Origin of the sequence: Pandoraea iniqua (assembly GCF_902459685.1) — a bacterium.
GTDB classification, from domain to species: domain Bacteria; phylum Pseudomonadota; class Gammaproteobacteria; order Burkholderiales; family Burkholderiaceae; genus Pandoraea; species Pandoraea iniqua.
On record NZ_CABPSF010000010.1, the window covers coordinates 133,663 to 145,964 of the forward strand.

At 63.7% G+C, this 12,302-nt stretch carries 11 protein-coding genes; 7 read left to right on the plus strand and 4 right to left on the minus strand.

Annotated elements, in window-relative coordinates:
* The first annotated feature begins 39 nt into the window (after positions 1-39).
* The 6 genes from PIN31009_RS25585 to PIN31009_RS25610 all read left to right on the plus strand — a co-directional run bounded on the left by PIN31009_RS25585 (position 40) and on the right by PIN31009_RS25610 (position 6,491).
* Complete coding sequence (locus PIN31009_RS25585; RefSeq protein WP_174997396.1) at positions 40-1,026, plus strand: alginate O-acetyltransferase AlgX-related protein; 987 nt, start codon at positions 40-42, stop codon at positions 1,024-1,026.
* A gap of 19 nt (positions 1,027-1,045) precedes the next feature.
* Positions 1,046-2,176: an alginate O-acetyltransferase AlgX-related protein gene (locus tag PIN31009_RS25590; RefSeq protein ID WP_150791951.1), complete on the plus strand. Its 1,131-nt coding sequence runs from the start codon at positions 1,046-1,048 to the stop codon at positions 2,174-2,176.
* Between the two features lie 86 nt (positions 2,177-2,262).
* Positions 2,263-4,164 carry an HAD-IIIC family phosphatase gene (locus PIN31009_RS25595; protein WP_150791952.1) on the plus strand — a complete coding sequence of 634 codons (1,902 nt, stop codon included), beginning with the start codon at positions 2,263-2,265 and terminating at the stop codon, positions 4,162-4,164.
* On the plus strand, positions 4,161-4,412 hold the full coding sequence (locus tag PIN31009_RS25600) for an acyl carrier protein (protein ID WP_150686619.1): 252 nt from the start codon (positions 4,161-4,163) through the stop codon (positions 4,410-4,412). The genes PIN31009_RS25595 and PIN31009_RS25600 overlap by 4 nt, the downstream gene beginning before the upstream one ends.
* Positions 4,413-4,462: 50 nt before the next feature.
* Positions 4,463-6,055, plus strand: a complete 1,593-nt coding sequence (locus tag PIN31009_RS25605; RefSeq protein WP_150686618.1) for an MBOAT family O-acyltransferase — start codon at positions 4,463-4,465, stop codon at positions 6,053-6,055.
* Positions 6,056-6,083: 28 nt separating this feature from the next.
* The gene (locus PIN31009_RS25610) at positions 6,084-6,491 is read left to right on the plus strand and encodes a VOC family protein (RefSeq protein WP_150686617.1); all 408 of its coding nucleotides are present in this window, start codon (positions 6,084-6,086) and stop codon (positions 6,489-6,491) included.
* A gap of 30 nt (positions 6,492-6,521) precedes the next feature.
* Here the strand turns inward: PIN31009_RS25610 and PIN31009_RS25615 are convergent, their stop codons facing one another.
* Positions 6,522-7,541: a DUF4434 domain-containing protein gene (locus tag PIN31009_RS25615; protein ID WP_246185856.1), complete on the minus strand. Its 1,020-nt coding sequence runs from the start codon at positions 7,539-7,541 to the stop codon at positions 6,522-6,524.
* A gap of 46 nt (positions 7,542-7,587) precedes the next feature.
* Here PIN31009_RS25615 and PIN31009_RS25620 point away from each other — a divergent pair, with 46 nt between their 5' ends.
* Entirely contained in the window at positions 7,588-7,806 is a 219-nt protein-coding gene (locus PIN31009_RS25620) for a hypothetical protein (RefSeq protein WP_058376273.1), read from the plus strand.
* A gap of 90 nt (positions 7,807-7,896) precedes the next feature.
* Here PIN31009_RS25620 and PIN31009_RS25625 read toward each other — a convergent pair whose 3' ends face one another.
* The 3 genes from PIN31009_RS25625 to PIN31009_RS25635 are packed head-to-tail and all read right to left on the minus strand — an operon-like array spanning position 7,897 to position 12,278.
* Positions 7,897-9,036: an acyltransferase family protein gene (locus tag PIN31009_RS25625; protein WP_150791953.1), complete on the minus strand. Its 1,140-nt coding sequence runs from the start codon at positions 9,034-9,036 to the stop codon at positions 7,897-7,899.
* 5 nt (positions 9,037-9,041) lie between these two features.
* The gene (locus tag PIN31009_RS25630; protein WP_150686615.1) at positions 9,042-10,013 is read right to left on the minus strand and encodes a DUF6492 family protein; all 972 of its coding nucleotides are present in this window, start codon (positions 10,011-10,013) and stop codon (positions 9,042-9,044) included.
* A gap of 54 nt (positions 10,014-10,067) precedes the next feature.
* Positions 10,068-12,278 (minus strand): exopolysaccharide transport family protein, encoded by a 2,211-nt coding sequence (locus PIN31009_RS25635; protein ID WP_150791954.1) that lies wholly within the window; start codon positions 12,276-12,278, stop codon positions 10,068-10,070.
* Positions 12,279-12,302 lie beyond the last annotated feature (24 nt).

The window sequence follows — 12,302 nt, forward strand, 5'->3', positions numbered from 1 at the left end:
GTCATGGCCCGATCACGACAAACCCTCATCGTTAGCCTCATGAATCTGAACCTTTCTCACTTCACACGCGTTGCCCGCACGGTGGCGTCCGGCCTGTTGGTGGCCGGTGCCTGTCTGAGCGCCTCGGCGGCGCATGCGCAGGCCGTGCTGATCGGCAAGGACGACTGGCTGTTCTACGCGCAGGACAACATGACGGACGCGGGGCGCGCCGGCATCGATAACTCGGTGAACCTGATGCGCGCGGCCAAAGACGCACTGGCCGCCAAGGGGATCGGTCTGGTGGTCGTGGTGGCGCCGCTCAAGGCGCGCTTTTACGAAGACAAGCTGCCGGCCGGATCGAGCATCGCACCGGCCGTGCGCGAGCGTTACGCGCAAATGATCGACGCCCTGCGCCGGGCCGATATTCAGACCGTGGATCTGATGCCCGTGCTCAAGAGCGTGCAGCACGACAACCAGACGGCCTTCTTCCAGAAAGACTCGCACTGGACGGCATGGAGCGCCGAAGCGGCCGCTGCCGCCACGGCCGACGTCATCAAGAAGAATTGGACACTGAGCGGTCAGGCCGGTACCGGCAAGAAGCTGGGCAACTGGATCAAGGAGCGCCGCTTCGCCGATTTCGCCGAACTCATGACGGCTGCACAACGTAAGGCGGTCGGTCAGGAAATTTATACCGTGCGCGCCAACAAGGCCGACGAGGGTGGCCTGCTCGACGATGCCGCTGCCCCGGTGCATGTGGTCGGCAACAGCTTCGTGCAGCCGTATCTCGGGTACCCGCAAGCCCTCTCGGCCGATATCGATCGCCCGGTCGGGTTGACGTGGAAGTACGGCAACTTCGGGCCGTGGGCCGTGTTCGCGCAGTATCTCGAATCGCCCGCGTTCCAGCAGGCGCGCCCGCAGGTGGTGGTGTGGCAGCTCAATGAAGTGCAGATGCTGTACGGCCCGAACACCAGCGGTCAGTGGGATGCCGCGTCGCTCATGACCGATGCCGCGTGGCGCGATCGCGTCTCGGCGGCCATTGCGAAGTAAGTCGAACATGAGCTTGTCGATGCCTGCGCCACAAACCCCCGACGTGCCGACGCCGCCATCGTCGCATCGTGCTGCGGCGTTCTGCTTCGGGCTGTTGATGGCCATCGGTCTTGTCTATGGCGTGACCCAGTCGGTCAAAGCGGGGCATGGCGATCTGGGCGCCCGCGCGTGGCTTGACGGCACCGCCGGTAAGCGGCTCGACACGGCACTCGCCTTGCCGTATCGCGAGACGATGGAGACCGCCGACGCCGCCTGGCGCTACCGCGTGCTGGGTCAGTTGGGCACGCAAGTGCAGCAGGGCTGCCCCGGCTGGCTGTTCTATACCGATGGCGTGCGCGCGCCGGTGCCCGACGTGCAGTCCGTGGTGAACGAGCGCATTGCGCTGATGAAGCGTTTGACCGAACAACTGCGTGCGGACAACGTGAAGGTGCTGGCCGTGACCGTGCCGGACAAGTCGCGCGTCGCGGCCAACGCGCTGTGCGGCCTCACGCGCCCGGCCACCACGGTGGCGCAACTGCCGCAATGGCAGCAGGCGCTCGACGCCGCCGGCGTGCCTCACGTCGATCTGACGCAAGTCTTGCAGCCGATGCCCGACGCGTTCTACCGCACCGACGTGCACATGAATCAGGACGGTGCGGCGATGGCGGCACAGGCCGTCGCCAAGGCGGCGCTGCCGCTGGTGGGCCGCCGTGGCGATCTTCGCTACGACGTGTCGCTCGCACCCCGTCGCGAACCGCGCGTGGGCGATCTGCTGGTGCTAGCTGGATTGAGCAAGGCGCCCGATGGCTGGCGTCCGGCCCCTGACACCTACGTGCCGCAGACGTTCGCGCTGCCCGCGAGCGGCGGGCTGCTCGACGACGGGCCGCCGGTGGAGGTGCTGCTGGCCGGCAGTTCGAATTCGCGTCGCAGCAATTTTGCAGAACAGTTGGGGCAGTCGCTCGGCCAGCCGGTGTGGAACGTGAGCCGCGATGGCGGCAAGTTCGCCGATGCGCTGATGCAAGCCATGCAGGATCGCGAGAAATGGCCGAAGAGCCTGAAGCTGGTGATATGGGAGATGTCGGAGATGTCGCTGCTCCAGCCGTTGACGGCGCAAGAGACGGCGCTGTTGCATGGGGATTCCCGCAACGCGTCGACGGGAGCGGGGTCGTGACATCGGTTGTGAAAATTGCACCTGCGGCCGAGTGTTGACCGGTTGCGCGCTGCGCTCTTCCTCCCCCCTTTTTTCTGGACACGCTCATGCCGGAACTGAATTGGTTGCCTCGCTCGCCCGACTGGGCCCAGCGCGTGGATGCGCTGCCCAAGGATGCCGCCCCCGCATGGTCGGCACTGGTCGGCCTCGCCAACGAGAATCTCGATTTCTTGCAGACCGCCAAGCTCGACAAGCGGCTCGTGAAGGCGTTCGGGGCGCAGCCTCCGGCTGACCTTGCCACGCCGCCGGTACGTTTGGCCGTGCTCGGCTCGTCGACGATGGATCAGTTGCTGCCGGGTCTGCGTGTGGGCGCACTGCGGCGCAATCTCTGGGCGCAGTTGTACGTGCCGGACTACGGCCAGTATCTGCGCGAGACGCTCGATCCGTCGTCGGGATTGCACACCTTCGCGCCGAACGTCGCGTTGTGCGCTTTCGATTCACAGCACCTGATCGGCGACGAGACCGCCGCGATGACGGTCGAAGACGCCAATGCGAAGATTGCCGGCGCGATCGACAATCTGCGCGCGCTGTGGCGGCGTCTGCGTGAGAATTTCGGTGCGCATGTCATCCAGCAGACGCTGATGGCCACACAGGTCGCGATGATGGGCAACAACGAACAACGCATGCCCGGCTCGGCGCGCTGGCTCACGCATCGGCTGAACGACGCGATGCGACAGGCGGCCGACGAAGAGGGTGTCGATATTCTCGCGCTCGACGACGCGTGCGAGCAGGACGGTCTGAACGCATGGCATGACGCTCGCCTGTGGCTGCGCGCCAAGCAGTACGTCACGCCGTCGGCATCGCCGGCCTATGGCGATCTGGTCGCGCGCCTCATCACGGCGCGTCGCGGCGGCGGTGCCAAGTGTCTGGTGCTCGATCTGGACAACACGCTCTGGGGCGGGGTGATCGGCGACGACGGGCTGGCCGGCATCGTGTTGGGGCAGGGTAACGGCGAGGGAGAGGCGTTTGCCGCCTTCCAGCGCTATGCCCGCGACCTGACGCGCCGGGGCGTGATTCTCGCGGTGTGTTCGAAGAACGACGAGGCCAACGCGCTGCAACCGTTCACGTCGCATCCGGAGATGGTGCTCAAGCGCGACGACATTGCGTGCTTCGTGGCGAACTGGCAGGACAAGGCGAGCAACCTGCGCTCGATTGCGCATCAGCTCAACATCGGTCTCGATGCGCTGGTATTCGCCGACGACAACCCGTTCGAGCGCAATCTCGTGCGCCGCGAGTTGCCGATGGTGAAAGTGCCCGAGATGCCCGAAGACCCGGCGTTGTACGCGTCGACGGTGTCGCGCTCGGGCTACTTCGAAGGGGTGACGCTCACCGCCGAAGACCGCGAGCGCGCGAGCCAATATCAGGCCAACCTTCAGCGCGAAGCCTTGCGAACGAGCCAGAAGGATCTCGGGTCGTATCTCGCGAGCCTGAACATGGTGCTCGAATGGAATACGTTCAACACCACCGATCTGCCGCGCGTCGTGCAGTTGATGGGAAAAACGAATCAGTTCAATCTCACGACGCGACGCCATACCGAGAGCGAAGTGCTCGAATGGATGGGCGATCCGCGCGCCGTGCTGCTGCATTTTCGCCTCAAGGACAGCTTCGGCGATAACGGCATCATCGCGGTCATTGCCGCGCTGCCCGCGACCGATCCGGCGGCGCCCGGCGACTGGCGCATCGACACGTGGCTGATGAGCTGCCGTGTGCTGGGCCGCGAAGTCGAGCCCGCCACACTGGGTGTGCTCGTCGAACAGGCACGTGCCGTGGGCGCGCGGCGCCTCATCGGCGAATACATCCCGAGCGCGAAGAACGGCATGGTGAAAGATCACTATGCCAAGCTGGGCTTTACGCGGCTTGCAGAACACGAGAACGCCACCGAATGGGTGCTGGACCTTGGCGACTTCTCCTCACAAAGCGCACCCATGGAAATCAGGAGCATGAAATGACCGACGCAGACATCCTTAACGCCTTGACCGAGATTTTTCGCGATGTGTTCGACGACGACACCGTGACGATCACGCCCCAATCGTCGGCCAAGGACTTCGACGCCTGGGATTCGCTCTCGAACGTCAACATCATGGTCGCCACCGAAATGCGTTTCGGCGTGCGCTTCAAGACGTCGGAAGTCGAAGGGCTGCGCGACGTCAGCGAACTGATCGGCCTGATCAAGAAACAACTGGCGGCCAAGGGCTGACAGTGACTCTGCCCGTCGGCCTCGCGACTCTCTGATACAGATTCCCCGGTATGCTGTTCAACTCCCTGCCGTTCCTCCTGCTGTTCCTGCCGATCTCGCTGGGCGGCTACTACCTTGTCGGCCGCCTGCGTCCGCTGGCGGCTGCCGCATGGCTGTGCGTCGCCTCGCTGGTCTTTTACAGTTGGTGGAATCCGGTATTCGTGACACTGCTGCTGGGGTCGATCGCGTTCAACTACGTTGTGAGCCTGTGCATTCTGTCGACGGAGGATCGCCCGCGTCTGCAATCGTGGATTCTGGCGGGCGGCATCGTGGCGAATCTGGGGCTGCTGTTTTACTACAAGTATCTGGTGGCGACGCTCGACTTCCTTGCTGGTTTCGGGATCGTGTCGCATAGCGTCAGCGAAATGATTCTGCCGCTGGGAATTTCGTTCTTCACGTTCACGCAACTGGGCTTTCTGCTCGATTGCCGCGCCGGTGTGGTGCGCGAGCGCGGCTTCGTGAGTTACGTGTTGTTCGTCACGTTTTTCCCGCACCTGATTGCCGGCCCGATTCTGCATCACAAGGAAATGATGCCGCAGTTCGCCGATCGCGAAAGCTATCGGTTCAAGGCGGAAAACCTGTCGATCGGCGCGACGCTGTTCATCATCGGGCTGGCCAAGAAGGTACTGCTCGCAGACAGCATCGCGCCGTGGGCCGAAGCCGGTTTCAATCACCCCGGCGAGTTGCAGTTTCTGGCGGCATGGGGCACGGCGCTCGCCTACGCGTTGCAGTTGTATTTCGACTTCTCGGGCTATTCCGATATGGCGATGGGGCTGGCCAAGATGTTCGGCATTCGCTTCCCGCTCAACTTCAACTCGCCCTACAAGTCGACCGGCATCATCGAGTTCTGGACGCGCTTTCACATGACGCTCACGCGTTATCTGACGGCCTATCTCTACAACCCGGTGGCGATGGCGATCACACGCGCCCGCGCGCGCAAAGGGCTGACGGTCGGGCGTAAGGCCACGACCACGGCGCGCGGGTTCAGCAGCATGATTCTGTTCCCGACGGTATTCACGATGGGGGTGGCCGGTGTCTGGCACGGTGCGGGCCTGCAATTCCTGATCTTCGGCCTGTTGCACGGCGCGTATCTGACGGTCAATCACGCATGGCGGCAGTTCGGCCCCAAGCGCACGCAACCGGCAACCGGCGTGACGCGCGCGGGCTATGTAGTGCTGACGTTTCTCTGCGTGGTGTTCGCGTTGCTGTTCTTCCGGGCGCACAGCACGCATGACGCCTTCACGCTGATCGCCAACATGCTCGGTATGAACGGTCTGGAGCCGCTCGCCCCGGTGCTGTATCCGCTTCAGGCGCTCGCCCATGCCGACCCGGGTTGGACCACGGGCGATCTGGTGCGCTTGTTGCTCGAACGTTGGGGGCAGGGCGTGCTGATCGCGGTGTTGCTGGTGGTGGTGTGGTGCGCACCGAATTCGAACCAGATCATGAATGTTTATTCACCGGCACTGGAAGGCCCTGCACCGGGGGCGCCGCGTTGGCTGCAATGGCGCCCGACGCTCGTCTGGACTGCCGTGTCGATGACGGTGCTGGCCTACGCGATGCTCAACTTGCACAAGACGGCGCGCTTCCTTTACTTCCAGTTTTGATCCACTTCACGACGGCGGACGCCACATCATGTTGACCGAACTCGGGTGCACGTTTCATCACATCGGGATTGCCTGCAAGCATCTCGACGCCGAACAAGCCTACTGGGAAGTGCTGGGCTACACGTTGGAGTCGCCGGAGTTCGAAGACCCGATTCAGCGCGTGCGGGGCCGCTTTCTGACCGGGCCGGGCCCGCGTCTCGAACTGCTTGCGCCGAGTGCCGAGGGTTCGCCGGTGGAGGGCGTGCTCAAGCGCCGCACGAAGATGTATCACCAGGCGTTCGAGACGCGCAACTTCGATCGTGCGCTGGCGGCGCTGGAAGATACCGGTGCGCGCCGCACGGCAGAGCCCGCGCCGGCGGTCGCTTTCGGTGGCCGGCGCATCGTGTTTTTGTTCTTGCCGAACGGCAATCTCATCGAGATCGTCGAAGCGGCCTGAGCCTGCGCCTGCGCGGGTAGCAGCGGCGGCTCAGCGTTGCGCGGCCTGCCAGCGGCGCAAGAGCGCGCGGGCTTCGGGGGTATCGCCCAGCACCCACGGGTCGACGGCGAACGCGACAACGCGCTGGGCACCATAGTCGCGTGCGATGTCCCACTGCTTCGACACGCGCGAGAAGCTCGCCGCGTGTGCCTTGAAATCGGTGCCGTCCTGTTTGCCGTTCGGTGCGCTCTGAAACAATTCCAGAATCAAATCGAACTTGGTGTCGCGTGCGATGAATAACTCGCGCAGCGGGGTCAGTGCCTCGTAGTTCTCCATGCCCCATTCGCCGACGCCATCCTGAATCATCGGATGAACGCGCGTGCGCTCGAGCAGCACGCGCCACAGGTCCGGCAACGCGCCGGGGCCGGGAATGTGGCTGTAGAACGTGGAGATCGTCGGCGGCTGGCCGGACGAATCGTGCACTAGCCGGGATAGCCCATCGAGCCAGTTCGCGAGCGTGTCCCGCCGTGCGGGGTCCGACCAGCTGTATTGCTCCACCTCGTACGGCAGATACCAGCCGCGGAACGCTGCGTGACGCGGCCACGGTGACCGGTTCAGCGTGGCTGCGACGGCCGCGCTGGCGTCGTTCAGGTAGGTGTCGAGCGCGCCGGCTTCGGTGCTGCCCAGCACTTTCCACCAGCGGTCGTCGTAAGGCACGCCGAAGTGAACGCCCATGCCTTGGGCCGCGCAGTCGTCGAGCAGTTGGGTGAGCAAGGCGTTGGATGCCCGCCATTGACTCGCCGGGTCGCCGGCGAGTGCGATCCACTGGACGAAGACTTCCCGGCAACCCAGCGCGCGGGTGGCTGCGATGCGGGCGCGCCATTGTTCGGGCCGCCAGTCGAGATGCTCTCGCCAGAGTTGCAGGAACGTGCCGCTCATCTCCGGGGCTGCGTCGCAGGCGGCAAGCGGCAGACAGGCGGCCAGTGCGGCGGCTTGCAGCAAACGGCGGCGCATCGGCGACCCGACGCCGGGCGTCAGGGCGAGCGATTCCGGCGTTGCCGGTACAATCATGCTTTTGCGCACGGTGCCAGAACGTGCGCGCCGTTGTGGATTCATCATGAGCAAACTCGCCCTCACTCTCAAGTTCAAGTGCACGAAGTGCGCCAAACCCGTCACGCTGTATTTGCAGAAGACGTCGGCATGCTCACACATTACGCCGTATCAGGGCTGGTGCAAGTGCGGCCAGTTGATGCGCCATGCGACCGGCGACAAAGCCGCGGTGGCGTCGTTCGTCGACTCGATGGACCCGCTGTGGTCGCATCACCACCATCATTGAGCGGCGCGTATCACGTACCCGGCACACGCACCCAACAACACGCACCCGACAACACGCATCGTGCCTGTCAGGCGTCCCCGATGCGTCCCCTCAGTTCACCGGTTTGACCGCCGAGCGCTTGCCTAGCCACGCCATGCGGCGCCGGATCAACGCCTGTGCCGGGGCTTCGAAGCCCCGGTAGACCAGATGCGCCAGCACGAACACCACGATCAGATAGGCCGCGAGGAACCCCGCGTTCATCGCCACTGAGGCACTGGCGATGCCCCACTGCTGCAACAGGATCACGGTCGTCAGTTGCAGCGGGAAGTGGATCAGATAGCTCGAATAGGTCGTGTTGCCCAGATGGACGATGGGTGCCGCCAGCCGGTCGGGAATCCACGGTTCGATCACTTGCAACAGCACGATCGACACCGGCGCGATGACCGTCGCCGCCAGATACTTCGTGCCGCCGAAGACGGCGCAAAACCAGAACAGCCCCGCATAGGCGGCGCAACACAGCGCCACTGTCGCGAGACGATGCTGCTCGATCACCGTGCGCAAGCGCTGGTAGACCAGGTGGACGGCGCCACCCATGAAGAAATAGAAGGCGCAGTAGACGATGTTCGATTCGCTGCCCTTGATCTGCTGGTGAATCAGCCAGCCGCCCGCTGCCGCCGACAGGCCGATGAGCAGGAGCGTCGAGATCAGGCCGATGCGGCAGAACCGCGCGAGCAGGAAGAACGCGACGTAGATCACGATTTCCGTCGACACGCTCCAGACCGGTCCGTTGAACGAGTCGGTGTAGGGGGTGAGCCAGCCCGAGGCGAAGATCACGTTCACGAAGAAGTCGTACGGCGTGTTGTACGGATACACGAAGTACGCGTGATTCTCGCGCACGTAGTACGCCTGAAGCGCCGCAACGGCGATCAGCGTGACGATGTGAAGGGGATACAGCCGGGAAAACCGGTTCAGGAAGAACAGGCCGCCGGACACGCTGCGCGCGGCGATTCTGCCGAGATAGCGATTGAAGAAGATGAAGCCGGAGATCGTCCAGAAGACGTTGACCCCGAGCCAGCCGAAGTCATAGAACGGGTGCAGCAGCCCGTACAGCGGCTCGGTGCTGCGCACCACATCGATCGACGCCGTCGCGGGTTGAAAGAAGAAGTGCTGGTAATGCCAGATGAGTACCGCGAATGCACTGATAAATCTCAGAATCTCGATACCGACCAGCTTGTTCTTGCCACTGCTCATCAACCTCAGCCTCGCAGCTTTTTCAACATCTTGAGTCCGCGCCGCACCACAGCGGAATAAAGCTCGGCGCCCTTGAGCACCGGGTCAATGTGGCGCTCGTAAGGCTGAATGGTAATCGGGAAATAAGGCGAGAGCTTGGCCACCACCTGATCGAGCGGAATTTGCGTGTTGCTTTGCACGACCGCGAAGAGGCCGTCGGCGTCCGGGGCAAAGTAATGTGCGGCGTCCCACTCCTGCATCTTCTCGGCAAACCACACGCTTTCGGTCGCGTGCAGCGTGCGCTGCGGCGGCACGGCCTGCGTGTGATATTGCGCCAGCAGTCCCTCGTGCTCGGCATTGAGCCAGTACAGGGTGTATTCCGTCCAGTCGACGGCATAGTTGGCGAGCAGCACGCGCTTCCAGTCGGTGCCGTGCACCGCTTCGAGACGCTGTTGCAACGACAGGCAGAGCGAGCGCGAGAGCGTGGCTGGCGTCCACCAGACGCCGTCGCGCTCGAGGTGCGGTTCGACGTCGAGCAGCTTGGACGAGGCTTCCCAGTAGTAGGGCTCGACATTGCGCGGCTGGAGGTGCGTGACCGCACGGCCGTCGGTGATGAGCGAATTCACGTCGAACGCGTGCGTGGCGAAGCAATCGGGATCGAAGATCAGGAAGTACTCGGTCTCGATCCACTCCGGCGCGTTGATCTTGATGATCTGCTGACGGTGCCAGTTGCGAATCTGGTGACGTTGCGAGAATTCCGCGAACGCGCCCATGTACAGCGATTCGTCGATGACCTCGATGGGGAAGTCCGACCACGCCTTGGCATAGCCTTTGACCTCGTCGACTTCGTCGTGCGGCACGATGATGACGAACCGATGGAACAGATCCGGCGTCGTGAAGTGACGCAGCGACGAGAAGAGGATGTCACAACGGCCGATGTTATCGGCGTAGTGTCGTCCCCGGGTCTTGATCGGCAGGATCGCGCTGATTTGTTGCATGGTCGTCAGTGTCTGAGTCTGAGTCCGAGTTCGAGCCCGAGGCGGGACCGGCGGCTAGAAGAAGCGGTAAATCGCCGCAGGGATGTACCCGCGACGGTGCGTGAGCGCCACGCCGATCAAGTGTCCGCCGGCATCTTCGACCTGCGACTTGAGGCCGGCGATGACCGGCTTACGGGTCGATTCGGCGCGCACGACGAGGACCGTCGCATCGGCCAGCGATGCATTTTCGATGCCAGTGAAAGACTGGCTCGACGGCGGCGCATGCACGACGATGTAGTCGTGCGACTCGCGCAGCGCGTCGAACAATTGGGTGACCTGCTGCCACGACGACGGAATGGCCCCGCTGCGCGGTTGCGCCACCACGATGTTGTGGCGATCGACACGGGTGAAGGCCAGCGACTCGAGCGTGCCGGTGCCGACGATGGCGTCGGCGCTCGCCGTGCCGCTGCCGCTATTCCCGACGCCATCCGGCCACGCCAGCAACCCTTGCGCGTTGGGCTTGCCATACAGCGGCGCACCGGCGCTCGAAGCGATGTCGAGAACGACGATCGGCTTGGCCGAGCGGTGTTCGAGTTCGACGGAAAGCCCCTGAATCACGGCCGTCTGCCCGTCGTTCTGGCTCGCCGCCAGCACCATGACGACCTTGGCGTGGGCGTCGGTGCTGCTATTGATCGCCGCGATCATGCGGCCATAGGCCATATAGGCCGGGCGGCTGAGCGTCGGCTCGGCGGCCGCTGCGGCGGCAGGGCTTCCTGCGCCCGTCGCTGCAACGCCTGCTGCACCCGCAGCGCTTGCCGTCCCCGCTGCCCGTCGTTCCGCACCGAGCATGACCGGCGCGTTGACCACCGGCAGCAACAGCGCACGTTCGACCTGCTCCGGGCTCAGGAACGTTTCGCGCAGGCTGGCGAGAATCAACACCGTCAGTGCCGAGATCAGCAGACCGGCTGCGATGGCGGCGGCGATCACCAGACTGGCGGCCACGCTACGCTGCGACGGCGGGAACGGGGCCTGAATCACGCGCACGTTGGTGCCGTTGATCTGGCTGGCCTGACCTTGCTGCACGCGGGCCAGTTCGACCTGACGCGAGCGCTCCTTGAAGCTGTCGGCGAGGATGTCGCGGCGCGCCTGCAACTGGCTCAACTGGCTCGACACGTCGCTCAGGCCTTGCAGCTTGGCGCGCGTGTCTTTGATCTGCTCGTCGAGTGCCTTCTGCTGCGCCAGACCGCCGGCGATGCTGGCATTCAGGACGGACAGACGCTCCTGCACCACATCGTAGTAATTGTTATGACCCAGACGCGTGGCCGTCATCATCTGCTGCTTCTGGCTCGCGATATTCGCGCGCATGTCGGCAATCTGCTTATCGATGTTCTGCACGAACGGCGAGGTGGGCAGATAGCGCGAGGCGAAATCGGCGCGCTTGGTCTCGAGTTCCGACAACGTGATCTGCATGCCGTTCAGCGCGCGGCTGGCTTCCGAGTCGTCGGTATAGATCGGGATGGTCGAGCGCACGTCCTTCGTCGAGGCCTGCATCGACTGGAGTTCGCCGCGGTCTTGCAACAGCTTGGCGTCGGTTTCCAGCTTGCGCTGCACCAGTTGGCTTTCCAGTTGCACGGCGCGCGAGGTCTGGTCGTCGATCTTGACGATGCCGTGTTTCTTCTGGAACGCGAGCAGATCGGCGTCGGCCTTGTCGAGTTGCTGGCCCACGTCGTCGCGCTGACTCACCAGCATGCTGACACGGCCCGACGTGAAGATCGAGGCGCGTTGACGGAAGTATTTGTCGAGCAAACGGGCCAGCGCCTCGGCGGCCACCTTCGGATCGGTATCCGAATAAGTCAGCGTGATGGTGTTGGCGAGGTCGTTCTGCTCGATGTGCAGCTTGCGCTCGAAGCTCTGCAACTCGCGGTCGATGTCACGTTCGGTGGCGGCCGGTCCGAGCTTGGACAGGACGACATCGCGGTGCAGCTCCGGGCTGGCGAGAATTTGTGCTTCCACGCCGTTCAACTGACCGACCGGCGGCTGGAGTGCGACGCCCGCGTTAGCGTTGTTAGTCTGGTCGTAGTAGCCGGCGTTGAGCACCAGCAGCGTGGCTTGTGCGCGGTACGGAATGGGTACCAGCAGGGCTATCAGAATGCCGAGAGCGACGATCCCCAGAAATACTGCCGTCGCAATCTTTCGGTAATAGAAGAAGGTATTGAGATAGTCCCGGATCGTCAAATCGACGACAGCGGCGTGCCGGTCAGGCCTTGTTCTGGTCGTAATTGCCATAAGGGTGCGAGTAGCGGTAGCGTT